This is a genomic window from Pseudonocardia benzenivorans CB1190, assembly GCF_000196675.2.
Taxonomy (GTDB): domain Bacteria; phylum Actinomycetota; class Actinomycetes; order Mycobacteriales; family Pseudonocardiaceae; genus Pseudonocardia; species Pseudonocardia benzenivorans.
The window spans coordinates 5663999-5687445 of record NC_015312.1; the positions used below are offsets into that span (position 1 = coordinate 5663999).

The 23447-nt window shown below is 73.2% G+C and carries 20 protein-coding genes; 5 read left to right on the forward strand and 15 right to left on the reverse strand.

The window, feature by feature from the left end; genetic code table 11:
* The first annotated feature begins 59 nt into the window (after positions 1-59).
* From PSED_RS26640 to PSED_RS26650, 3 genes are read left to right on the forward strand one after another with little or no spacing between them, the layout of a single operon-like run.
* Complete coding sequence (locus PSED_RS26640; RefSeq protein WP_013677343.1) at positions 60-1511, forward strand: carotenoid oxygenase family protein; 1452 nt, start codon at positions 60-62, stop codon at positions 1509-1511.
* Between the two features lie 40 nt (positions 1512-1551).
* Positions 1552-3183, forward strand: a complete 1632-nt coding sequence (locus tag PSED_RS26645; protein ID WP_013677344.1) for a class I adenylate-forming enzyme family protein — start codon at positions 1552-1554, stop codon at positions 3181-3183.
* On the forward strand, positions 3180-4142 hold the full coding sequence (locus tag PSED_RS26650; RefSeq protein WP_013677345.1) for an LLM class F420-dependent oxidoreductase: 963 nt from the start codon (positions 3180-3182) through the stop codon (positions 4140-4142). The genes PSED_RS26645 and PSED_RS26650 overlap by 4 nt, the downstream gene beginning before the upstream one ends.
* Before the next feature lie 73 nt (positions 4143-4215).
* Here the strand turns inward: PSED_RS26650 and PSED_RS26655 are convergent, their stop codons facing one another.
* The 10 genes from PSED_RS26655 to PSED_RS26700 form a co-directional block, all read right to left on the reverse strand.
* Positions 4216-4410 carry a hypothetical protein gene (locus tag PSED_RS26655; RefSeq protein ID WP_013677346.1) on the reverse strand — a complete coding sequence of 65 codons (195 nt, stop codon included), beginning with the start codon at positions 4408-4410 and terminating at the stop codon, positions 4216-4218.
* 53 nt (positions 4411-4463) lie between these two features.
* Complete coding sequence (locus PSED_RS26660) at positions 4464-7064, reverse strand: bifunctional FO biosynthesis protein CofGH (protein WP_013677347.1); 2601 nt, start codon at positions 7062-7064, stop codon at positions 4464-4466.
* A 365-nt stretch (positions 7065-7429) separates the two neighbouring features.
* Positions 7430-7933, reverse strand: a complete 504-nt coding sequence (locus PSED_RS26665) for a YbaK/EbsC family protein (protein ID WP_013677348.1) — start codon at positions 7931-7933, stop codon at positions 7430-7432.
* 17 nt (positions 7934-7950) lie between these two features.
* On the reverse strand, positions 7951-9372 hold the full coding sequence (locus PSED_RS26670; protein WP_013677349.1) for a serine/threonine-protein kinase: 1422 nt from the start codon (positions 9370-9372) through the stop codon (positions 7951-7953).
* Positions 9369-10175 (reverse strand): exodeoxyribonuclease III, encoded by an 807-nt coding sequence (locus PSED_RS26675; RefSeq protein WP_013677350.1) that lies wholly within the window; start codon positions 10173-10175, stop codon positions 9369-9371. The genes PSED_RS26670 and PSED_RS26675 overlap by 4 nt, the downstream gene beginning before the upstream one ends.
* Positions 10176-10218: 43 nt before the next feature.
* Entirely contained in the window at positions 10219-10560 is a 342-nt protein-coding gene (locus PSED_RS26680) for a hypothetical protein (RefSeq protein WP_013677351.1), read from the reverse strand.
* Positions 10561-10703: 143 nt separating this feature from the next.
* Positions 10704-11918, reverse strand: a complete 1215-nt coding sequence (locus PSED_RS26685; protein WP_013677352.1) for an NADP-dependent isocitrate dehydrogenase — start codon at positions 11916-11918, stop codon at positions 10704-10706.
* A 99-nt stretch (positions 11919-12017) separates the two neighbouring features.
* Positions 12018-12314 (reverse strand): DUF3017 domain-containing protein, encoded by a 297-nt coding sequence (locus PSED_RS26690; RefSeq protein WP_013677353.1) that lies wholly within the window; start codon positions 12312-12314, stop codon positions 12018-12020.
* Positions 12315-12322: 8 nt separating this feature from the next.
* Positions 12323-13180, reverse strand: a complete 858-nt coding sequence (locus tag PSED_RS26695) for a bifunctional methylenetetrahydrofolate dehydrogenase/methenyltetrahydrofolate cyclohydrolase (protein ID WP_041762488.1) — start codon at positions 13178-13180, stop codon at positions 12323-12325.
* A 185-nt stretch (positions 13181-13365) separates the two neighbouring features.
* Positions 13366-13983, reverse strand: a complete 618-nt coding sequence (locus PSED_RS26700) for a pentapeptide repeat-containing protein (protein WP_013677355.1) — start codon at positions 13981-13983, stop codon at positions 13366-13368.
* Between the two features lie 226 nt (positions 13984-14209).
* Between PSED_RS26700 and PSED_RS26705 the strand changes: the two genes are divergently transcribed.
* Entirely contained in the window at positions 14210-14851 is a 642-nt protein-coding gene (locus PSED_RS26705) for an acetate uptake transporter family protein (RefSeq protein WP_013677356.1), read from the forward strand.
* Between the two features lie 86 nt (positions 14852-14937).
* Here PSED_RS26705 and PSED_RS26710 read toward each other — a convergent pair whose 3' ends face one another.
* Positions 14938-18366 (reverse strand): error-prone DNA polymerase, encoded by a 3429-nt coding sequence (locus PSED_RS26710; RefSeq protein WP_013677357.1) that lies wholly within the window; start codon positions 18364-18366, stop codon positions 14938-14940.
* Between the two features lie 52 nt (positions 18367-18418).
* Positions 18419-19801, reverse strand: a complete 1383-nt coding sequence (locus PSED_RS26715; RefSeq protein ID WP_233899170.1) for an MFS transporter — start codon at positions 19799-19801, stop codon at positions 18419-18421.
* Positions 19802-20057: 256 nt separating this feature from the next.
* Between PSED_RS26715 and PSED_RS26720 the strand changes: the two genes are divergently transcribed.
* Entirely contained in the window at positions 20058-20639 is a 582-nt protein-coding gene (locus tag PSED_RS26720; protein WP_013677359.1) for a TetR/AcrR family transcriptional regulator, read from the forward strand.
* 19 nt (positions 20640-20658) lie between these two features.
* Here the strand turns inward: PSED_RS26720 and trxA are convergent, their stop codons facing one another.
* The 3 genes from trxA to PSED_RS26735 form a co-directional block, all read right to left on the reverse strand.
* Positions 20659-21009, reverse strand: coding sequence for a thioredoxin (gene trxA / locus PSED_RS26725; RefSeq protein ID WP_013677360.1), 351 nt, complete (start codon positions 21007-21009; stop codon positions 20659-20661).
* Positions 21010-21092: 83 nt separating this feature from the next.
* Positions 21093-21473 carry a MerR family transcriptional regulator gene (locus PSED_RS26730; RefSeq protein ID WP_013677361.1) on the reverse strand — a complete coding sequence of 127 codons (381 nt, stop codon included), beginning with the start codon at positions 21471-21473 and terminating at the stop codon, positions 21093-21095.
* An 81-nt stretch (positions 21474-21554) separates the two neighbouring features.
* Positions 21555-22802, reverse strand: coding sequence for an alpha-hydroxy acid oxidase (locus PSED_RS26735; protein WP_013677362.1), 1248 nt, complete (start codon positions 22800-22802; stop codon positions 21555-21557).
* Between the last annotated feature and the right edge of the window lie 645 nt (positions 22803-23447).

A 23447-nucleotide genomic window follows, 5' to 3' on the forward strand; every position in this document is an offset into this window, starting at 1 on the left:
GACACGGTCCCTAGCGTCGGGGACGTCCGGGTGCTCCGGACGTCCGAGGGAGGTCGACGATGACCACGTTCGAGGAGCCGTCCGCGGTCGCCGTCGAGCAGAACGGGGAGGACAACCCCTACCTGCTCGGGATCTTCGCGCCCGTCCGCGACGAGATCACCGCCGACGACCTCGAGGTGATCGGCGAGATCCCGCGCGATCTCAACGGCGTCCACCTGCGCAACGGCCCGAACCGGCGTTTCGACGCGCCGGGCCGCTACCACTGGTTCGACGGCGACGGCATGGTCCACGCGATGGCCTTCGAGAACGGGACGGCGCGCTACCGCAACCGCTGGGTCCGCACCCGCGCCCTGGCCGCCGAGGAGGCCGCGGGCCACGCCCTGTGGTCGGGGGTCATGGAGTCGCCCCGCGGCAACCCCGTCGGGACGGCGCGCGGGCTGCCGTTCAAGGACTCCGCCAACACCGACCTGATCCATCACCGCGGCCGCGTGCTCGCCACCTGGTACCTGTGCGGGCAGCCCATGAGCATGGACCCGCTGTCGCTGGAGACGATCGGCGCCGAGGACTTCCTCGGGACGCTGCACGGCGACGTGATGGCGCACCCGAAGGTCGACGAGCACACCGGCGAGCTGATGTGGTTCGACTACGGGGCGCGCGACCCGCTGCTGCGCTACGGCGTCGTGAACGCCGAGGGCGCGATCGACCACGAGGTGGAGATCGACCTGCCCGGGCCCCGGCTGCCGCACGACATGGCGATCACCGAGAACTTCTCGATCCTCATGGACCTGCCGCTGACCCAGGACCCGGCCGCCGCCCGCCGAGGTCGGTACAAGATCGGCTTCGATCGCTCGACGCCGTCGCGGTTCGCGGTCGTCCCGCGCCGTGGGGCCGCGTCGGAGGTGCGCTGGTTCGAGGCCGAGCCCTGCTACATCTACCACGTCGTCAACGCCTGGGAGGACGCCCGGACGATCGTCATGGACGTGTGCCGGGTGACCCGCCCCGAGCCCGTCCCGACCCGCCCGGGGCCGCTGGGCAAGCTGCTCGGTTACCTGCGGCTCGACGCCCGGCTGCACCGCTACGTCTTCGACCTCGACTCCGGTACGACGACCGAGTCCCAGCTCGACGACGCCAACACCGAGTTCCCGTCGATCGACGCCCGCGCCTGCGGCCGACCGACCCGCTACGCCTACAACGTCCACATCGCCGACGCCGAGACCGTCCGCTTCGACGGCCTGCTGCGCTACGACCGGGTCACCGGCGAACGGCAGCACCACTGGTTCGGTCCCGGGCGGTTCGGCAGCGAGGCCCCGTTCGCGCCGCGCGACGGCAGCACGGGCGAGGACGACGGCTACCTCGTCACCTTCGTGACCGACGAGCGCGACGACCGCTCCGAGGTGCAGATCCTCGACGCGTCGGACCTGGCGGCGGGCCCGGTCGCGAGGGTCCTGCTCCCGCAACGCGTCCCGCTGGGCTTCCACGCGACATGGGTGCGCGCCGACCAGCTCCGGTGAGCCGCCCACGACCGTTCGTCGTCGCACGTCGGAGGTTCTCGTGAGGCTGCATCCGCAGGAACGGATCGACGAGTACGTCGCCGCCGGATGGTGGCGTGACGACCCCGCCTGGACGTGGGACGCCCTGTTCCGGGCGCGGGTGGCCGAACGCGGGGACGCGACGGCCGTCGTCGATCCCGCCAACCGCGAGGCACTGCTCGGCACCCCGCCACGGCGGCCGAGCTGGACCGAGCTCGATGCGGAGGTCGACCGGTTCGCGGGCGTCCTGCACGGGGCCGGGGTCGGCGTCGACGACGTCGTCGGCACGCAGCTGCCCAACACCGTCGAGCTGGTGGTCGCGTACCTGGCGTGCGTGCGGCTGGGCGCGATCGTGTCACCGTTCCCGATGCAGTACCGCGAGCACGAGCTCTCGACGCTCGCGCCGGTCGCCGGCCTGCGCGCGTTCGTGACCGTGTCGCGGTTCGGCGACCGGCCCCTCGCGGACGAGGCGTCGTCGGTGGGCGGTGTCGAGGTGGTCGCGCTGGACGGGCCGGTGTCCGCTGCTGCGTCGGCACCGCCGGCGGTGAAGCGCCACCCCTCCGACGTCGTGACGCTGTGCTGGACGTCCGGTACCGAGGCCACCCCCAAGGGCGTCCCGCGGTGCGCGAACGGCTGGAACGTCATCGGCGAGGGCTGCGCCGCCGCGCCGGCGCTCACCGCCGACGACGTCATCCTCAGCCCGTTCCCACTGGTCAACATGGCCGGCTTCGGCGGCGTGCTGGTCCCGTGGCTGCTGACCGGCGCGACGCTCGTCCAGCACCATCCCTTCGATCTGCCGACGTTCCTCGGCCAGATCGCCCGCGAACGCGTCACCTACACGCTCGCCCCGCCGGCGCTGCTCACCGGCATGCTGCGCGCGCCCGGGCTGCTCGACTCCGCCGACCTGTCGAGCCTGCGCGTCATCGGGTCGGGGTCGGCGCCGCTGTCGGGCTGGCTGATCCGGGAATGGCGCGACCGCCTCGGCATCGAGGTCACCAACTTCTTCGGGTCCAACGAGGGCGTCCCGCTGATCTCCGACCAGCACACCGTCCCCGATCCCGACGCCCGCGCCGCCTACTTCCCGTGGTTCGGCGGGCCGGGGCTGACCTGGCCGAACCCGACGAGCGCCGGGGTGCGCACGAGACTTGTCGACGTCGAGTCCGGGGACGAGGTCACACAGCCGGGCAGGCCCGGTGAACTGCGCGTCGCCGGGCCGACGATCTTCGCCGGCTACTGGTCCTCGACGACCGATCCGTTCGACGAGCAGGGCTACTACCGAAGCGGCGACGTCTTCGAGATCGCGCCGCACGACCCGACGCTGCTGCGCTACGTCGACCGGGCCCGCGACCTCGTCGTGCGCGGCGGCATGAACATCTCCCCCGCCGAGATCGAGGCCCTGCTCGTGGCGCACCCGGCGGTGGCGGAGGCGGCGGTCGTCGGTTACCCCGACGACGTGCTCGGCGAGCGGGTCGCGGCCGTCGTCGTGCCCGTCGACCGGGCGGCGCCGCCGACCCTGACCGATCTCGTCGAGACGTTGCGCGCGCAGCGGATCGCCTCCTACAAGCTGCCCGAGCGGCTGGAGCTCGCGGACGCGTTGCCGCGCAACCCCGTCGGCAAGATCCTCAAGCGCGAGCTGCGGGAGCGGCTGCGGTGACGGAGCTGTCCGTGTCGCTCGGGTTGTGGCAGGACCGGCCGTCGATCGAGGCCGTGGACACCGCCCGCGCCGCCGACGAGCTGGGCTATGCGCGGCTGTGGATCGGCGAGATGGCGACGTACGACGCCTTCGCACTCGCCGCCGCCCTGCCGGGCACGATCCCGCTGGTCCTGGGCCCGTTCGCGGTGGCCGTCCGGACACCGGTGCAGATCGCGGTCGGCGCGGCGACGGTCGCGGAGCTGACCGGGCGGACCGTCGAGGTGGCGATCGGGTCGTCGAGCCCGGTCGTCGTGTCGGCGTGGCACGGGCGAGCGGCCCCGGCACCGGCGCTCGCGCTGGCGGAGACGGCCCAGACGTTGCGGACGCTGCTCGACGGCGGGCGCGCCGACGTCGACGGGAAGGTCGTGCGCACCCGCGGGTATCGGCTGCGCGCGCCGGCACCCGGCGGACCGGTGACGATCGCGGCGTTCGGGCCGCAGGCCGTCCGGGTGGCAGGCCGCTACGCCGACCGGATGGTGCTGAACCTGTTGCCGCCCTCGGTCGCGACGCGGTTGGTCGAGGCCGTGCGCGCCGCCGCCCGGGAAGCGGGGCGAGAGCCGCCGCGGGTCGCCGCCTGGGTGACCGCGGCGGTCGACCCCGACGCCGAGGCGATGGCCCGGCTGGCGCGCGGGGTCGTCGGCTACCTGGCGGTGCCGGGATACGGGGAGGTGTTCGCCGAGGCCGGGTTCGGAGACCTCGTCGGGTTCGCGAGAACCGGGCCGTCACCGCGGGAACTGTTCGCCGCGGTCCCGTCCTCGCTGACCGCGGCGGTGGGGGCGATCGGGACGGTCGACGAGGTCACCGCGCGCATCGCCGAGTACGCCGCGGCAGGCGTCGACGAGGTGTGCCTGGTCCCCGTCGCGACCGACGCCGACCCCGCGGGTCGCCGGACCCTGACCGCGCTGGCGCCCCGGTCGTGAGCCGCGCCGGGCCCGTGCTCACGCCCCCGTCGTGAGTGGCGATGGTCGCCATGGCGACCATCGCCGCGCACGGCTAGTCGGCGTCGCCGTCGGCGTCCACACCCTCGACGGCCTCGAACCCGCCCTGGGTGGCGTCGCCGCCGCGGTGCAGCACGACGGTGTTGGAGTCGAGGTCGATCGGGCCCAGCTGCCACTTCTCGCCGGTGCCCGACTCCTCGTTCTCCTTCCGGATCTTCGGTCCGGGGAACAGCTCACCGAGAACGCCCATGGGCCCGATGGTACGTGCGTGCGACCCGCGGGCCACACGCCAAGCAGGGCGGGTCAGGCAGGGGTCAGCGGCAGGGCACGGCGGCTCGGGGTCAGGGGGTGCGGGGTGCCGTCGTAGGTCGTCGTCCGCTGGCGGACCGGGCGGCCCGCCGCCGCGGCGATGGCGGTGAGCTCGGCGACCGAACGGGCGGAGCCGTTCTCCGAGCCGGCCATCCGGGAGATCGTCTCCTCCATCAGGGTTCCGCCCATGTCATCGGCGCCGCCGCGCAGGATGTCCGCGGACAGGGCGTCCCCGAGCTTCACCCACGAGCACTGGACGTGGTCGATCCGCCCGTGCAGGGCCAGCCGCGCGAACGCGTGCACCGCCCGGTTGTCGCGCTCCGTGGGGCCCGGGCGGGCGATCCCGGCCAGGTAGATCGGGGCGTTGTGGTGCACGAAGGGCAACGGGACGAACTCGGTGAACCCGGCCACGCCGTTGGCGCGGGCGCGGTCCTGCATCGTCGCGAGCGTGCGCAGGTGGCCGAGCCAGTGCCGCGGCTGGTCGACATGGCCGTACATCATCGTCGAGCTCGACCGGATGCCCAGCTCGTGCGCCGTCGAGACCACCTCGACCCACTGCGCCGCAGGCAGCTTCCCCTTCGTGAGGACCCAGCGGACCTCGTCGTCGAGGATCTCGGCCGCCGTGCCGGGGATGGAGCCGAGGCCGGCGTCGCGCAGCTCGGTGAGCCACTCCCGCACCGACACCCCGGCCTTCGCCGCCGCGGACACGATCTCCATCGGCGAGAACGCGTGCACGTGCATCCCGGGGACCGCGGCGTGCACCGCGCGGACCAGGTCGGCGTAGAACGTGACCGGCAACTGCGGGTCGATGCCGCCCTGCATGCAGACCTCGGTCGCGTCGTCGGCCGCGGCCTCCGCCGCACGGGCGGCGACCTCGTCGAGCGAGAGCCGGAACGCGTCCGCGTCGCGCTCGCGCTGGGCGAACGCGCAGAACCGGCACCCGACGTAGCACACGTTGGAGAAGTTGATGTTCCGGTTGACGACGTAGGTGACCTCCTCGCCCACCACGTCGCGACGGACGTCGTCGGCGAGGCGGGCCAGCTCCGCCAGCGCCGGGCCGTCCGCGGTCAGGACGGCCATCGCCGCGGCCTCGTTGGCCGGGTCGAGCAGGGCGGCCGGCTCGGCGGCGGCCAGGTCCAGACCCGCCCGGACGTCCGACTCCAACCGCTGCGGGGCCCCGGCGCCCGACGCCCCGGCCGGGACGCTGTCGCGGATCGCGTCCCAGTCGCCGTAGACCGAGTCGAAGTCGCCACGCCGGTCGCCGGTCCGGCCCGTCGTGTCGATCGACTCGTGGAGGTCGGTCCGCCCCGACGACGCGAACCCGCCGTCGGGCTCCTGCCACGGCCGCCCCGCCACGACCGCGTCCTCGTTCGCCAGCCCGTCCGGCCCGGCCAGGGCGGCGACGTGCGCATGCAGCCGGGTGTCGATCCACGGCGAGCCCGCCCGCACGTAGCGCGGGTAGACCGTCAGCCGCTCCCGCAGCGTGAACCCGGCCTCCGCCGAGCGCGCCGCCAGCTCGTCGATCGCGGGCCACGGGCGCTCCGGGTTGACGTGGTCGGCCGTCACCGGAGACACGCCGCCCCAGTCGTCGATACCCGCGCGCAACATCAGCGCGAACTCCTCCCCGACCAGGTTCGGCGGGGCCTGCACGCGCATCTTCGGGCCCAGCACGATGCGGGCGACCGCGATCGTGGCGGCCAGGTCCTCCAGCGACGCGTCGGGGTCGTCGCGCATCGCGGTGTCGGGCTTGGCGCGGAAGTTCTGAACGATCGTCTCCTGCACGTGCCCGTGCGCCCGGGCCGCCGCGCGGATCGCGAAGATCGACTCGGCGCGTTCGGTGCGGGTCTCGCCGATCCCGATCAGGATGCCCGTCGTGAACGGGACGCCGACCCGGCCGGCGTCGGTCAGCGCCCGCAGCCGCACCGCGGGCTCCTTGTCGGGGCTGCCGTAGTGCGGACCGGAGCGCTCCGACCACAGCCGGGTGGCCGTCGTCTCCAGCATCATCCCCATCGACGGCGCGACCGGCTTGAGCCGCGTCAGCTCCTCCCACGACATGACGCCGGGGTTGAGGTGCGGCAGCAGGCCCGTCTCCTCCAGCACCGCGATCGCGCTCGCCCGCACGTAGTCCAACGTGGAGTCGTACCCGCGGGCGTCGAGCCACTCGCGGGCCGCGGGCCACCGCTCCTCCGGGCGGTCCCCGAGGGTGAACAGCGCCTCCTTGCAACCCGCCGCCGCACCCTCCCGGGCGATCTCCAGTACCTCGTCACGCTCCAGGAACGCCGCCGGCAGCCGATGCGGCACCGTCGCGAACGTGCAGTAGTGACACCGGTCCCGGCACAGCCGGGTCAACGGGATGAACACCTTCCGCGAGTACGTGACCACCCCCGGCCTGCCCGCATCGACCAGCCCCGCGTCACGGACCCGGGACGCGGCGTCGAGCAGCTCGTCGAGATGCTCGCCCCGCGCCGCCAGCAGCACCGCGGCCTCGGTCACGTCCAGGACGGCCCCGTCGCGCACCCGGCGCAACGCCCGTCGCAACGCCGTTTCCGACGGCTCGGGCTCCACGACGGTGGGATCGGGCAGGGCATCGGGCATGGCCGCCACACTATGTCGCCGCCGCGCGGGGGTCGACCGGCCCGCGACCCGTTCCCGATCTCGTCACACGCTCCGGCCCGCCCGGAACAGAACCGCACTCCCCCGCGGTTGAAGCGCGGCGCTCACGACCCCGGCCTCTCGGCCCGGCCCCTCCGAGCGCAACCCCACTGCTCCGCCGCGGCCGATCCGCGACCGTGAGGTTGCGCCCCGCAGGCCGGCCGCAACCCTGCTGCTCCCCGAGCCCGCCGCGACGACCGCCAGGTTGCGCTCGGGGGTGTGCTGTCGCCGCAGAGGGCCTCGGGACCCGCCGCGCGACGAACCTCAGGGTGCGCTCGAGTGTGCCGCTGCCGCGCAGGGTCTGCGGGTCAGGCGACGTCGGTCGGGGTGCCGCCGGTGACGGCGACGAGCTCGTCGAAGGTCGTCGGGAAGACGGCGTGCGGGATGCCGCCCGCGGCCCAGATCTCGGGGAAGTCGGCGAGCGCGCGGTCGACGAGCGTCCGCAGCGGCGCCGGGTGACCGACGGGCGCGACACCCCCGATCACCTGGCCGGTGGCCGCCCGGACGAACTCGGGTGTCGCCCGGCCCACCGACGAGGCGCCGATCGTCGCCGCCACCTTGCCGGTGTCGACGCGGTGCGCACCGGAGGTCAGGACGAGCAGCGGCTCGCCGTCGGCGTCGAAGACCAGGGAGTTCGCGATCTGCCCGACCTCGACACCCAGCGCTGCGGCCGCTGCCGCGGCGGTGCGGACCTCGTCGGGCAGCACCCGGAGCCGGCCGACCCTGGCCGGATCGGCGCCACCGGCGAGCAGGCGCTCACGGACGCGGACGACGTTGGGGTGGTCGGGGGTCTCGATGCTCACGACCGACATTCGACCACGCCGGCCCGTCACGAGCCGTCGGTTATCCGGGTCCCGGTCAGCTGGCCGCCGTCGCCGCGGGACAGCAGGCAGAGCAGCGAGCGCGCACCCTCGGACCGGTTCACGGTCGAGGCGTCGAAGGCCTGCTCCGTGGGGACGAGCACGGTCACGGTGAGCTCACCCTTGTCCGGCCCGCTGATCCGGCCGGACTCGAAGATCAGCATGCAGGCGGCGGCGCCGTAGCGCGCGAGGTCCTCCGCCGGCGGGTACGGGATGGCCACGGTCGTGTCGAAGGGCGTGAGCGCCTCGTAGAGCTCGAAGTCGTGCGGGCCCGTACAGTTCGCCGACGCGTCGGAGGTGACGACGCGGCCCGGCGCGAGTTGCGCGTTGAGGCACGTGGGGTAGGCGAAGGCGAACTGCGCGAGGTCACCACCCTCGCCGTAGGTGAGGGTGCGGACCGACGTCGAATCGTCCCCGCCGAGCAGCGACGCACCGCCCCACACTCCGAGCGCCAGGCCCACGAGGAGCGCGACGACACCCGTCACGACCAGCGCCGCGGTTCCCCGCCGCCGCGGCGCGGGACCGGGAGCGCCGGGCATCGTCGTGGCGACCGTCGAGTGGTTCGCGAGCGCGCCCGTCACGGTCAACGGACCGACGAGCATGGCCTCGGCCTGCTGGGCGGTCAGTCGCGCCGCGGGGTCGCGGATGAGCAGGCCTGCGATCACCGCGGCGAGCGGGCCGGTGCACCGCGGCGGCGGCGGGTCCTCGTGGATGACGGCGTAGATCGTCTGCGGGGTGGTCTCCCGGTTGAACGGGCCGGTGCCCTCGACGGCGTAGTACAGCGTCGCGCCGAGCGCCCAGAGGTCGGCGGGCGGCGCGGCCGGAGCGCCCTCCAGCCGTTCGGGCGCCATGTATCCGGGCGAGCCGACGAGCAGGCCCGTCGTCGTCAGGCGGGGGTCGTCGGCCGCGTGCGCGATGCCGAAGTCGGTGAGGGTGACGCGACCGTCGTGACCGAGCATGACGTTGCTCGGCTTCACGTCGCGGTGGACGACGCCGCCCGCGTGGGCCCGGCGCAGCGCGGCCAGCACCTGGCGGGCGACCTCGGTGGCCGACCGCTCGTCGAGGGGACCGCGGCGGGACACGACGTCGCTCAGTGTGTCGGCCTCCAGCAGCTCCATCACGATGTGGTCGACGCCCCCGTCGGCGACGACGTCGTGCACCGTGACGATGCCGGGGTGGTTGAGCCGGCCCGCGGTGCGCGCCTCGCGCAGCAGCCGGTCGCGGAAGCGGCTGTGTTCCTCGGCCGAGAGCCCCTCGGGCAGCCGCAGCTCCTTGACCGCGACCTGGCGGCCGATCACGCGGTCCTCCGCCCGCCACACGACGCCCATCCCGCCGCGGCCCAGCTCGTCGAGCACGATGTAGCGCCCGCCGACGACCCGACCCGTGGTCACGGCGCGTACCGGACGGTGACCGGCGCATGGTCGGACCAGCGCTCGGCGTGGCTGGGTGCCCGCTCGACGACGGCGCTGCTCGCCCGCGCCGCCAGCCCCGCCGTGGCGACGTGCAGGTCGATCCGCCAGCCCGTGTCGTTGTCGAAGGCCCGGCCGCGATAGGACCACCACGAGTACGGCCCGTCGACACCCGGGTGCAGGCTGCGGACGACGTCGACCCAGCCCGAGCCGTACAGCTCGCCGAGCCAGGCGCGCTCGTGCGGGAGGAACCCGGAGTTGCGGACGTTGCCGCGCCAGTTGCGGATGTCGGCCTCGGTGTGGGCGATGTTCCAGTCCCCGCACACGACGACCTCGCGGTCCTCGGCGGCGGCCTTCTCGCGCCGCTCGGCCAGGTAGGGCGCGAACGCGGCGAGGAAGCGGTCCTTCTCGTCCTGGCGCGGGGTGCCGACGGTCCCGTTGGGCAGGTAGAGCGACGCGACCGTCAGCCCGGGCAGGTCGACCTCGACGTAGCGCCCGGCAGCGGCCCCCTCGGCGGCGTCGATGCCGACCCGGACGGCCTCGGGCGCGACGCGGGTCAGCACCCCGACCCCGGCGCGGCCCTGTGCAGCGTCGCTCGGGGCGAGCGTCAGCAGCCAGCCGGCGCGCTCGAGCACGCCGAGGAGCTCGTCGGGCAGGTCCTCGTGCCGGGCGCGGGTCTCCTGCAGGCACACGACGTCGGCGTCGGTGGCGGCCAGCCAGGCGGTGAGACCCTTGGGCGCCGCGGCACGGATGCCGTTGACGTTGACGGAGCTGACCGTGAGCACGCGCCGAGCCTGGCAGATCGGCTCCGGGCGGCGTGACGCCGGGTCAGCAGCTCGATCCGGCCTTCGGGGCGAGACTCGAGTCGAGCGCCCAGCGGTTCTCCCCGGCGAGCTGACGGAAGCCGTTGGTGACGACGCGCTGCGCGTCGACCTCCTTGCCCTTGTTCAGGGTGGCGACCGGAGCGAGCTCGGTCCCCGGGTTCGGCCGGACGTTGACCTGGTCGGCCGTCACGATCATGACGCACCCCGTCGACCCCGTGGCCCCCGTGCCGAACTGCCCGGCGTCGATCAACGCCAGCACCGTGAGGATCGAGCCCGCGACGAGGACGAACGCCCAGCCCTTGAAGCTGGACGACTCGAGCTTCGGGATCTTGATCTTCGACGCCATGGTCTACCGGTCGCCTCTCGGTGCGCGGTCCGTGCGCGGGGACGGGTCAACCGTAGCCGAGAGCGACGCCCCGGTGACCCCCCGAAACGCCGCGCGGCGCGCACCCCGGACGGGATGCGCGCCGCGCGGGTGGGTCCGCCGGGTCAGGCGCGGGCCTTCTGCAGGTTCGCGTCCAGCGTCTCGAGGAACTCCTCGGTGGTCTGGAACGGCGCGTCCTTGTCGATCAGCAGCGCGAGGTCCTTGGTCATCTTGCCGCTCTCGACGGTCTTCACCACGACGTCCTCGAGCGCCTCGCTGAACGCGATGAGCTCGGGGTTGTTGTCGAGCTTGCCGCGGTGGGCCAGGCCCCGGGTCCAGGCGTAGATCGACGCGATCGGGTTGGTCGACGTCGGCTTGCCGGCCTGGTGCTGGCGGTAGTGGCGGGTGACGGTGCCGTGGGCAGCCTCGGCCTCCACGGTCTTGCCGTCGGGCGTCATGAGGACGGACGTCATGAGGCCGAGCGAGCCGAAGCCCTGGGCCACGGTGTCGGACTGCACGTCACCGTCGTAGTTCTTGGCGGCCCACACGTAGCCGCCCTCCCACTTCAGCGCCGCGGCGACCATGTCGTCGATCAGGCGGTGCTCGTAGGTCAGGCCCTTGGCCTCGAACTGCTCCTTGAACTCCGTCTCGTAGACCTCGGCGAACAGGTCCTTGAAGCGACCGTCGTAGGCCTTGAGGATCGTGTTCTTGGTCGAGAGGTAGACCGGGTAGTCCCGGGTGAGGCCGTAGTTCATCGACGCGCGCGCGAAGTCGCGGATCGACTCGTCGAGGTTGTACATGGCCATCGCGACGCCCGAGCCCGGGGCCTGGAAGACCTCGTGCTGGATGGGCTCCGAGCCGTCGGCCGGGGTGAAGGTGACCGTCAGCGTGCCCTCGCCCGGGAACTTGAAGTCCGTGGCGCGGTACTGGTCGCCGAAGGCGTGGCGGCCGACGATGATCGGCTTCGTCCAGCCCGGCACCAGGCGCGGGATGTTCGAGATGATGATCGGCTCGCGGAAGATCACGCCGCCGAGGATGTTGCGGATCGTCCCGTTCGGGGACCGCCACATCTTCTTCAGGCCGAACTCCTCGACGCGGGCCTCGTCGGGGGTGATCGTCGCGCACTTGACGCCGACGCCGTGCTTCTTGATGGCGTTCGCGGCGTCGACGGTGATCTGGTCGTCGGTCTTGTCCCGGGTCTCGATCCCGAGGTCGTAGTACTCGAGATTCACGTCCAGATACGGGTGGATCAGCTTGTCCTTGATGAACTGCCAGATGATCCGGGTCATCTCGTCGCCGTCGAGCTCGACGACCGTGCCCTCGACCTTGATCTTCGCCATGTCGGCGGGCGCTCCCTTCGTGGACGCGTCTCTTCTCCGGACAAGCGTACTGCTAAAGCCCCGGAGTGCCCGGGTGACGTCCACCCCGTTGCGTCCCGGTCACGGCGCCGACAGCTTGACGCGGGTGATGGTCACCGCGAGGACCGTCATGACCAGCCCGAAGCCGGAGTAGAGCAGTACGTCGACGACCTTGCTGCGGATCGCGAGCAGCCCCGCGCGCTCCTGGGGCAGCGCGACCCGCAACACCGCCGCGACGATCAGCGCCCCCCCGAGCAGGACGGCGCCCTCCCGCCAGTGCGCCTGCAGCACGCGCAGCATGCCGGCGAGCGCGATCGCCAGGACGAGCAGCAGTGCGCCGTGCTCGGCCAGCAGGACGCGCCAGCCCCGGCTCGGCATCCGCGTCCTCATCCGGCCGCCGCCTGCCGCTCGGCCGCCTCGACGACGTTCGTGAGCAACATGCCGCGGGTCATCGGGCCGACACCGCCGGGCATCGGAGCCAGCAGGCCCGCGACCTCGACGACCTCCGGCGCGACGTCGCCGACGAGCCCCAGGTCGGTGCGGGTCACGCCGACGTCGAGCACCGTCGCCCCCGGCCGGACCATGTCCGCGGAGACCAGCCCGCGCACCCCCGCCGCGGCGACGACCACGTCGGCCCGCCGGACCTCCGCGGCGAGGTCGCGGGTGCCGGTGTGGCACAACGTGACGGTCGCGTTCTCGCTGCGCCGGGTGAGCAGCAGGCCCAGCGGCCTGCCGACCGTCACGCCACGTCCGACGACCGTCACCCGCGCCCCGTCCAGGTCCACGCCGTACCGACGGCACAGCTCCACGATCCCGCGCGGGGTGCACGGCAGCGGGCCTGGCTCACCGAGGACGAGCCTGCCGAGGTTGACCGGGTGCAGACCGTCGGCGTCCTTGGCCGGGTCGATGCGCTCGAGCACCGCGCCTGCATCGAGCCTCGCCGGCAGCGGGAGCTGGACGATGTAGCCGGTGCACCCGGGATCGGCGTTCAGCTCGTCGACGACCTGCTCGACCTGCGCCTGGGTCGCGTCGGCCGGAAGCTCACGCCGGATCGACCGGATGCCGACCTTCTCGCAGTCGCGGTGCTTGGCCCGCACGTAGGAGCGGGAGCCGGGATCGTCGCCGACGAGGACGGTGCCCAAGCCGGGGGTGCGACCGGCGGCCGCCAGCTTCTCGACGCGCTCGGCCAGCTCACCGAGGATTCCGGCCAGCGCCGCCTTCCCGTCCATCACCGTCGCCGTCACGGCGCCCATTGTGCCGACGCACGATCTGCCGACGTTCGCGCCGTCCCGCCGCCGCGCGGGCCGTCCGAACGACGGCGCCGTGCGCTGATCGGGGAGCGGGGTCGGGGGTGGCCGGCCGAGCGGGCGGACGGGGTCCCGGACCCTGCGCGGGGGCGGGAGAGGACGGGCGGGCAGGCCGGCCGGCGTCAGCTGATGATCAGGCCGTGCGCCACCGCGAAGCGCACCGCGGTCGCGGCGTCGACCGTGGCACCCTCGAGCCGCGCCTGGACGAGGCCGTCGGCGTCGATGCGCGCGCCCCGGAGGTCGGCGCCCTCCAGACGCGCGCCCCGCAGCCGGGCACCGGACAGGTCGGCGCCGTGCAGGTCGGCCTTGCGCAGGTCGGTCTCGACGAGGTTGGCCTCGCGCAGCCGCAGCCCCGACAGGTCGGTGCCGCGCAGGTCGGCGCGGCCCAGCGAGACGAGCGTCAGGTCGCAGTCGACGAAGCTGATCGGGCGCATCCGGGCGTCGAGCAGGGTGCTGCCGAGCAGCGAGCAGCCCCGGAAGGTCGAACCAAGCAGCGTCACGCCCTGGAACGAGCAGGTACGCAGCGCACTGCCGCGGTGCTCGGAGTCGCCCATGTCGGCACCGCGGAAGTCGCACTCGTCGAAGGTGCAGACGTCCGTACGCAGTCCGCGCAGATCCGATCCGGAGAACGAGCACCGCACGAATCGTCGGCGGGCCCATGTGGCCCCAGCGGCGACGATCTCGGAGAAGTCTTCGTCCTCGAACTCGTCGTCGGCGGCGTCGACCGTCCGTGGACCCATTCCCGAACCGTGCCATACCGATCAGACCGTCCGACCAGTAGGTGGCGCGCGCATCCCCCGATCGATTCGACTTTCGACCGACGAGCCCTGTCGTCACCACGGGTTCACCTGATCCGTCGCCCGCAGTGCCCGTTCGCAGGGGTGTCAGAAGCAGTGTCGGAGCGCACAATCGGACCACCGGCGGCGTGGGACGTCGCCGGTGACCGTCTCGACGAGGAGTGTGGTCATGAGCGTTGAAAGCGACGTGCAGTCCGGGGCGCATGCCGCTGCCGAAACGGCTGCCCCGACCCCCGTTGGAAATCCCCTCCTGCTTGGTTTGACGACGTTTCTGCCGGGCGGCATCACCCTCGGACTCTGGTTCGTCGGCTATCTCGACACCGCGACGCTTCCCGGCGGGATGATCCCCGCGCTCTCGCTCTGCACCGGCCTGTTCATGCTCGTGGCCACTATCTGGGCAGGGCGCCTCGCGATGAACACGGTCGCGGCCGTGCTCGGCGTGTTCTCGGCCTTCTGGCTCAGCTTCTCGCTGCTCGTGGTGGGTCTGACCAGCGGCTGGTGGGGTATCACCCAGGCGGCCCAGGTCGCGTCGGTGCAGCGGACGTATCTGCTGTCCTTCCTGATCGTCTTCGTGATCGTCACGCTGGCGACGCTGCGGCTCCCGATCGTGTTCACGCTCGGGCTCCTGTTCGTCGACGCGACGTTCGCGCTGGCATTCATCGGCGTCAGCGCCGGAAACACGAGCTTGTTCCCGATCGCCGGAATCACGACGTTCATCTTCTGCGCGATCTTCGCCTACGTGCTCGTGGACGGAATGGGACAGGATCTCGGCGGACGTTCGATGCCCATGGGCAGTCCGATGGTGAAGTAGATCCGTTTTCTCCCGGACGCCCCGCCCGTTCCCGGGCGGGGCGTCCTGCATTCTCCCGACCACCACCCGACCATTCACGATCTTGTTCAACGGAAGTCGCGTGACGGAACGGCGACGGCCAGCGGCAACTTCTGCAGCCGATCCGCCACGAGGTTGAGCACTCCCTCCGGACTGCGTTCCAGCCTCCCGCGCACGAGGAGCGCGCTGCTGCCCAGCGCCACCGACCGATAACGGGCCCACAGCCCCTCCGAACAGGTCACGTTGAGCATTCCGGTCTCGTCCTCCAGGTTGATGAAGGTGACCCCGCCCGCCGTCGCGGGCCGCTGCCGGTGCGTGACGAGACCGCCCACCAGCACCCGCGGTGGCCGCACGTCGGGGTCGTAGGGGTCGAGCGCCTCGACCAGCGCGTCGACCTCCTGCGGGCCCCGTCGCCCCATCCGGTGCGCGGTCCCCGTCATCGCGCGCCGCCCGACCTCGTCGAGCCTCGCGACGGGCACCGCACCCAGCTCGTCGAGCCGCGGACGCAGGTGCTGGAGCGGGTGGCTGTCGGGCGAGACGCCCGTGGCCCACACGTCCGAGACCGTCAGCTCGACATCGGTCATCCCCGGCAGCGCGGGTGCCTCCAACCCGACCGCCGCACCCGGCAGGTGCTCGGGCCGGACCCCGGCCACGACCCCCGCCGCCCACAGCGCCGACCGGCGGTCGATCCCGAAGCAGCCGAACGCCCCGGCGGTGGCCAGCGCCTCGGCCTGCGGTGCCGTCAGCCGGACCCTGCGAGCCAGGTCGGCGAGATCGCGGTAGCGCCCACCACGGACGCGCTCGGCCTCGATCTCCTCGGCCTTCTCGATCCCGACGGAGCGCACCTCACCGAGTCCGAGCCGGATCGCGACACCGCCCTCGCTGCGCGGGTCGGGCTCCAACGTGGCCTCCGCGCCACCCTCGCAGACGTCGGGACCACGGACCAGGACGCCGTGCCTGCGGGCGTCGGCCACGAGCGACTGCGGTGAGTAGAACCCCATCGGCTGGGAGTTGAGCAGCGCCGCGCAGAAGGCTGCCGGGTAGTACCTCTTGAACCAGGCGCTCTGGTAGACCAGCGACGCGAAGCTGATCGAGTGGCTCTCGGGGAAGCCGAAGTTCGCGAACGCCAGCATCTTGGCGAAGATGCCCTCGGCGACCTCGCCGGTGATCCCGTTGGCGGCCATGCCGTCGTAGAAGCGGCCGCGCAGCCGCTCCATCTTCTCGGTCGAGCGCTTGGAACCCATCGCCCGGCGCAGCTCGTCGGCGTCGGCTGCGGAGAACCCGGCGACGTCGACCGCGACCTGCATCAGCTGCTCCTGGAACAGCGGGACGCCGAGGGTCTTGTCGAGCGCGCCCGCGAGCAGCGGGTGGTCGTGATGCCACTCCTCCAGGTCCCGGCGGCGCCGGATGTAGGGGTGCACCGAGCCGCCCTGGATGGGTCCCGGCCGGATCAGCGCCACCTCGACGACGAGGTCGTAGAACCGCTCCGGCTTCAGGCGGGGCAGCGTGGCCATCTGGGCCCGCGACTCGACCTGGAACACCCCGACCGAGTCGGCCCGCTGCAGCATCGCGTAGACCTCGGGGTCGGTCGGCTGCAGCTCGTACAGCTCCACCCGCAGGCCGTGGTGCGCGGCGACGAGGTCGATCATCGTGTGCAGCGCGGTGAGCATCCCCAGGCCGAGCAGGTCGAACTTCACCAGTCCCGCGGCCGCGCAGTCGTCCTTGTCCCACTGCACGACGGTCCGCTCCTCCATCCGCGCCCACTCGACGGGCACGACCTCGGAGACCGGGCGGTCGCAGATCACCATCCCGCCGGAGTGGATGCCCAGGTGCCGGGGGAAGCCGAGCAGCTGCTCGGCGAGCGCGAGCACAGCGGGCGGCATCCCCTCGGGCACGGGTGGCCCGTCGGAACCGCCGATGCCGTGCCAGCGCTCGATCTGCTTGCTCCAGGCGTCCTGCTGGCCGGGCGAGAAGCCCAGCGCCCTTGCCATGTCGCGGACCGCGGACCGCGGCCGGTAGGTGATGACGTTGGCGACCTGCGCCGCACAGCCCCGGCCGTAGCGGCCGTAGACGTACTGGATGACCTCCTCACGCCGGCCGGACTCGATGTCGAGGTCGATGTCGGGGTAGCCGTCGCGCGCCGGGGACAGGAAACGCTCGAACAGCAGCCCACAGGCCACGGCGTCGACGTTGGTGATGCCGAGCGCGAAGCAGACCGCCGAGTTGGCCGCCGATCCCCGGCCCTGGCAGAGGATGTCGTTGCGGCGGCAGAACTCGACGATGTCGTGGACGATCAGGAAGTAGCCGGGGAACTTCTTCGCGACGATGATCTCCATCTCGCGCTCGATCGTCTCGGCCGCCTCGGGGTTCTCCGCCTGGCTGCCGTAGCGGCACATCGCCCCCTTGCGCACCCGCTCCCACAGCAACGACGCCTCGTCGCGACCGTCGGGGACCTCGAACGGCGGCAGGTCGGGCGCGACGAGGTCGATGGTGAAGGCACACTCCCGGCCGAGCGCCGCGGCCCGGGCCACCGCCCCCGGGTACCGGTCCTCGAAGCGGGCGGCCATCTCGGCCCCGGACCGCAGCCTGGCCGTGCCCGCGGGCGGGAGCCAGCCGTCGGCCTCGTCGAGGCTGCGCCGGGACCGGACCGCGGCCATCGCAGCGGCCAACGGGTAGCGGCCCGGCTCGGCGTAGTGCGCACCGGTGGTCGCCACCGTCGGCAGCCCGGCGCGGGCCGCGAGGGCGGCCAGCGCGTCGTTGCGCTCGGTGTCGCCGGGCAGGGCCTGATGGGTCAGCTCGACCGCCACACCCTCGCGACCGAACCGCTCGACCAGCCAGCCCAGCGCCTCCTCGGCCGCCACGGGACCGCCCGCGGCCAGCGCCTGCCGGACCGCACCCTTGCGGCAACCGGTGAGCGCCACGACGTGCCCGGCCGTCTGCTCCACGATCTCGTCGACGCGGTAGACCGGCCGGCCCTTCTCCCGCCCCCGCAGCTGCGCCGCGCTGATCACCCGGCACAGCGCCCGGTAGCCGTCGGGATCCCGGGCGAGCAACAGCAGGTGGCTGCCCTCGGGATCGGGGACGCCGTTCTGCGGGGCCGACAGCCCCAGGCTCAGCTCCGCGCCGAAGATCGTGGCGACCCCCAGCTCGGCCGCCGCCTCGGCGAAGCGGACCACGCCGTACATCCCGTCGTGGTCGGTGAGCGCGAGAGCGTCGAGCCCCAGCCGGGCGGCCTGCTCGACCAGCTCCTCGGGATGGCTCGCCCCGTCGAGGAAACTGAAGTTGGAGTGGCAGTGCAGCTCGGCGTAGGGCACCCGGGTGCCCGCCGCGGCGTCGAACGTCGGCGCCCGGTAGGGCTCGCGCTTGCGCGACCACGCGGGGCTGTCCCCACCGTCGCCCTCCGGGGGGCCGCCGGTGAGGGACGCGCCGTCGCGCGGCCGGCCCGAGAGCACCGACTCCAGCTCCGACCAGCTGACGTCGGGATTGTTGAAACCCACGCCCCGAAGTCTACTCGAACACCCGTTCGATCAGGTCCGGTTGTCCACAGGGTCACGCCCGCCCGGGAGCGGCGGCGACGGGCCCGGTGAACCGCTGCGCGGCGGCATCGTGGTCGCGGCCCGCCCGCCGCGCGACCGCCAGCCCGCAGACGATCGTGAGCCCGGCGCAGCAGAGCAGGAAGGTCCAGCCGTGCCGGAACGCGGTCAACGTCGTCGGACCGCCGGACGCGTCGTAGATCGCCACGATCACCGCCGTACCCAGCACCATCCCGATCTGCCGGGTCGTGTTGACCATCGACGACCCCGCGCCCCACCGGTCGGGCGGCAGGACGGCGCCGACGACGCCGGTCAGCGCGGGCATCGCCAGCCCGATGCCGAGGCCGGTGAGCAGCTGGCCCGGCAGCATCGTCGTCGCGAAGTCCGGTTCCGCGGTCATCCGCAGCACCCACACCGTGATCCCCGTGGCGTAGGACAGCGCGCCCATGACGGCCGTCGGCCCGGGGCCGATCCGCTGCACCAGCCGCGACCCGAGCATCGCGACCACGACCACCATTGCAGGACCCGGGGCCATCTCCAGCCCGGCGACGACCGTCGAGTCGTGCCACAGCCCCGTCAGGAACATGACGTTGCCGAACACCATCGCGGCGAAGGCCGCGGAGAACACGAGCATCGCGACGCTCGAGAGCGACAGCGTGGGGATGCGCAGCATCGTCGGGTCGACGATCGCCGCGGGATGCCGTCGCGACCGCGCCGCGAGCACGACGAACAGCGCCGCCGCCACGACGAACGCCGCCAGGACCGGGCCGTCCGTCCAGCCGGCGGTCGGCGCCTCGACCAGCGCGTAGGCGAGCGCACCGACGCCACCCAGCAGGGCGAGCGCACCGAGCAGGTCGGGCAGCGCGCCGGACGCGTCACGCGACTCCCGCAGCAACCGGGGCGCGACGACCAGCACCACCACACAGACCGGCAGGTTGACCAGGAACACCCACCGCCACGACGCGACGACGAGCAGCCCGCCCAGCGGCGGCCCGAGCGCCCCGGCGGCCGCGCCGAGCGCGGCCCACACCCCCACCGCGAAGGCGCGCCGCTGCGCCGGGAAGGCCGTCAGCAGCAGGGCCAGGCCCGTCGGCGTCACGAGCGCGGCGCCGATCGCCTGCACCACACGTGCCGCGACCAGCATCCCGACCGACGGCGCGGCCGCGCACGCCGCCGAACCCACCGCGAACAGGGCGACACCGATGACGAACAACCGCTTGCGCCCCACGCGGTCGGCCAGCCGGCCCGCCGGGGCGAGGCACGCCGCGAAGACGACCGTGTAGCCGCTCAGCACCCAGGACAGTCCGACGAGGTTCGCGCCGAAGTCGACCCGCAGCACCGGGAACGCGATGTTGACGATGAACAGGTCGAGCGAGGCGAGGAACGCCGACGAGCCCACGACCAGCAGGGTGAGACCTGGCCGGCTCCGCGCGGGCGCGTCCGGCCGGGGCCCCGTCCTGGATGGGACGGCGGGGTCGTCGACATCCGGACTCACGGCGGCTCCTCGAGATTACGGACCGATCGGTCCGATTCACTCGCCCGAGGTTGCGCCATGCATCGGTCGGCGTCAATAGTTGAGGGACTGATCGGTCCGTCACAATGGACGGCGAAGCCCGCCGTTCCGGACCGGCGGCACGTGGACCGAGGAGGCGGACGTGGCTCGCAGGGCCGATCCCGACGCACGCGACAGGATTCTCGACGTCGCGTCCGCGCTGTTCGCGTCCCGTGGGATCGGGGCGGTCGGGATGGCCGAGGTCGTCCACGACGCGGGCTGCGGAAAGAACCTGCTCTACACCCACTTCCCGAGCAAGGGCGACCTCGTCGCGGCGCATCTCGAGCGGTTCCGCCGCGAGCGCGACGCCGCGATGGATGCCGCCGTGACCGCTGCCGGCGACGACCCCCGCGCGCAGCTCCTCGCGCTCGTCAGGGAGAGTGGCGAGCGGGTCGCCCGTCCGGGCTTCCGGGGCTGCCCGCTGCGCAACTTCCTCACCGAGTCCCCCGACGTCGGGGGCGACGGGGACACGATCGCCCGGCGCTTCCTCGCCGACTCGCGCGAGCGCCTCGCGCGGCTCGTCGCGCGTCTGGGAGTGGCCGAGCCCGATGTGCTCACCGACCGCCTCGCGCTCCTCGTCGAGGGTCTCTACGCGAGCGCGCACGACCCCCGCCGCGCCGAGCTCGGTCCGGCGGCCGTGACCTTCGCGGAGGAGCTCGTCGACGCCGCGCGCGCCGCGGCCTGACCCGCCTCGGGCCAGGTGATCAGGCCGGTGCGGGCGCCGGCAGGTGCTCGTCGAGGAGCCGGTCGAGCGCCGACTTGGCCCGTGCGCCGATGACGCGCGCGACGCGCCGGCCCCCCACGTAGAGGTCGATCGTCGGCATCGACATCACTTCACTGTCCCGGCTGACCTGCGGGTTCAGGTCGGCGTCGATCGACACGACGCGAAGCCGGCCCGCCCGCTCGGCGGCGATCTGCGCGAGCACCGGCGCGACCATGCGACACGGCGGACACCAGGTCGCCCAGAAGTCGACCAGCACCGGCACCGGTGACTCGAGGACCTCGGCGGCGAACGTCGCATCGGTGACCGCGGGCAGCGAACCGTTTCCGGACATGCGTCCTCCCAGGGACGTCGAACGTGTGGACCGACCGGATCCGGCCGGCGACGTGCACCCCGTCACGGGGCCTCAGGGGCCCGTCAGGGCGAGAACAGGGAGAACTCGCACCGGGCGTGCGTGGCCTCGACGAGCTGGTCGCCGAGCTCGGCGCGGACCCGACGGAGCCGGTCGACCGACTCGTCGACCTCGGCGATCTTGCGACGCAGCACCGCGAGCGAGTCGGGGCAGCTGCCCGCCCGCTCGTGCCCCGCGCGCAGACAGTCGACGAACGGGCGCGTCTCCTCCAGGGCGAAACCCAGCCCGACGAGCATGCGGATCTCACGGACCGCACGCACGTCGGCGTCGTCGTAGACGCGGTAGCCGTTGGACCCGCGCCGCCCCGGCAGCAGACCGAGCGACTCGTAGTGCCGCAGCGTCCGGGTGCTCACGCCCACCCGGTCGGCCAGCTCACCGATCCGCATCGCCATCCCTCCCCCTCGATGACGACGCTAGACCTTGACGCCGACGTCAACGCCAGCCCGCGGTGAGGATCTCCCGACGCGTCAGCGCCCGAGGTCGACCAGTGACGCGTCGATCTCGTCGACCGTGGCCGCGCCGAGCTGCGACATGACCCGGACGACCTCGTTGCGCAGCAGCTCGAGCACCCTGTCGACGCCCGCCTCGCCGGCCGCGGCCAGCGCGAACATGTAGGGCCTGCCGACCAGGACGGCCTGCGCCCCCAGGGCCAGCGCCCGCACGACGTCGGCACCGCGGCGCACCCCGCTGTCGAGGAACACCTCGGCCCGCCCGGCGGCGGCGTCGACGACCTCACCGAGGACGTCGATCGTCGCCGGCGCACCGTCCATGTTCCGGCCGCCGTGGTTGGACACGACGATGCCGTCGACGCCGAGGTCGACGAGCTGCGGAACCTCGTCGCCGCGCAGGATGCCCTTGACGACCAGCGGGCCCGCCCAGCGCTCCCGCAGCCAGCGGATGTCGTCGACCGTCACGGACTTCACGTGGCTGATCGCGTCGGCGAGGTTGTCGTAGGCCCGTTTGGCCGCCATGACGTCGAGCGCGGGGCCGGCGGGCTCGACCGCGGGCTCGGCGGGCGCGGACCGCGCGGAGGCGCCCTTGGCCAGCGGGTTGACCCGCGCCGCCCGGGCGGCGATGCGGCCGAGGCCGCCGCCCGACTGCCCGAGGAGGTAGTCGCGCGCCCAGAACGGCCGCGACGCTCCGGCGAGCACCAGCTGCGGGGAGATCTTGAGCGGGATCCCGACCCGGTTGCGCAGGTCCTTCTCGCGGTACGGCTTGATCGCGCTGTCGACGGTCACGCACAGCACCCGGTAGCCGGCCGCTTCGACACGGTCGACGAGCTCGACGTTCGCCTGCTGCTCGGGCTTCATGTAGAGCTGGTACCAGAGCGGGCCCGTCGCGGCCCTCGCGATCACCTCGGGCTTCTCACTCGCCCCGCCCGCCACCGCGAACGCCGTTCCCAACCTGCCCGCCGCACGGGCGACCGCGGGCTCGGACGCGCTGTGGCACATCCGGGCGGAGCTGCAGGGTGCGAGCATGAACGGCACCGACACCGGGTCGCCGAGGATCGTCGTGGAGGTGTCGACCTTCGCCACGTCGGCCAGCGCACGGGGCTTGAGCGCGATGCGGTCGAGCGACTCCCGGTTGCGGCGCAACGTCACCTCGTCGCCGGCGCCACCGTCGACGATGTCGAAGACGGCCCTGGGCAGACGCCGACGCGCCAGGCGGCGCATGTCCTCGACGTTGTGGACATGCGCAAGTCTTCCCGACCTCATGACGGTTCCTTCCCCGACGGGCGGTGTGCGCGGCTCAACGTACTTCGAGCCGTACCGTGCGACCGTTCGGGGTCGCCGGGCGCGTGCTGGTCAGTCGTAGACGCCCGTGAGCCACCACCTCCCGCGGGTGGCCGTCAGCAGCAGGGCCGTGCCGTCGTCGAGCACGACCTGCAGCCGGGTCGAGCCGGCCGCCCCGGGCACCCACCAGCGCTGCTGCACCGGCCAGGGCCCGGCCCACGCCACGACCTCCCCCGACGGGCCGTCGGCCACCCGCACCCGGACGGGCACCCCTGCGAGCAGGTCGATCTCCCGCAGCCCGACGGGATCGCCCGCGGCGTCGAGCAGGTCGACGGCGGGCGGGTCGACCGGCACCGTCGCGGGCGACGGCGCGGGCAGCCGCCCGGGCCAGACCGGCGGCGGCGCCAGCAGGGCCGGCCGGGCGGACCGGACGGGACGGGTACGGCGGGTACCGCGGCGGGCGTTGCGCCGCGGGGGGCCGCTGGGCGAGAGTGCCGGCGCGATCCCCGGCCCCGGTTCCCGGGAACGCCCGCGTCCCGATCCGCCCGGGCGCCCGGAGCGCCCCGCGCCCCGCCCATCACGCCGCGGTCCCGACCCGTCCCGGGAGATCTCGGGCCGCTCCCGGCG

Excerpts from the sequence above, each read along its gene's own strand:
- PSED_RS26700 (WP_013677355.1), bottom strand. The coding sequence starts at position 13,983 with ATGGGTCCACGGACGGTCGACGCCGCCGACGACGAGTTCGAGGACGAA.
- PSED_RS26640 (WP_013677343.1), top strand. The coding sequence starts at position 60 with ATGACCACGTTCGAGGAGCCGTCCGCGGTCGCCGTCGAGCAGAACGGG.
- PSED_RS26655 (WP_013677346.1), bottom strand. The coding sequence starts at position 4,410 with ATGGGCGTTCTCGGTGAGCTGTTCCCCGGACCGAAGATCCGGAAGGAG.
- PSED_RS26690 (WP_013677353.1), bottom strand. The coding sequence starts at position 12,314 with ATGCCGAGCCGGGGCTGGCGCGTCCTGCTGGCCGAGCACGGCGCACTG.
- trxA (WP_013677360.1), bottom strand. The coding sequence starts at position 21,009 with ATGTCCGGAAACGGTTCGCTGCCCGCGGTCACCGATGCGACGTTCGCC.
- PSED_RS26665 (WP_013677348.1), bottom strand. The coding sequence starts at position 7,933 with ATGTCGGTCGTGAGCATCGAGACCCCCGACCACCCCAACGTCGTCCGC.
- PSED_RS26705 (WP_013677356.1), top strand. The coding sequence starts at position 14,210 with ATGAGCGTTGAAAGCGACGTGCAGTCCGGGGCGCATGCCGCTGCCGAA.
- PSED_RS26660 (WP_013677347.1), bottom strand. The coding sequence starts at position 7,064 with ATGCCCGATGCCCTGCCCGATCCCACCGTCGTGGAGCCCGAGCCGTCG.
- PSED_RS26735 (WP_013677362.1), bottom strand. The coding sequence starts at position 22,802 with ATGAGGTCGGGAAGACTTGCGCATGTCCACAACGTCGAGGACATGCGC.
- PSED_RS26680 (WP_013677351.1), bottom strand. The coding sequence starts at position 10,560 with ATGGCGTCGAAGATCAAGATCCCGAAGCTCGAGTCGTCCAGCTTCAAG.
- PSED_RS26730 (WP_013677361.1), bottom strand. The coding sequence starts at position 21,473 with ATGCGGATCGGTGAGCTGGCCGACCGGGTGGGCGTGAGCACCCGGACG.
- PSED_RS26685 (WP_013677352.1), bottom strand. The coding sequence starts at position 11,918 with ATGGCGAAGATCAAGGTCGAGGGCACGGTCGTCGAGCTCGACGGCGAC.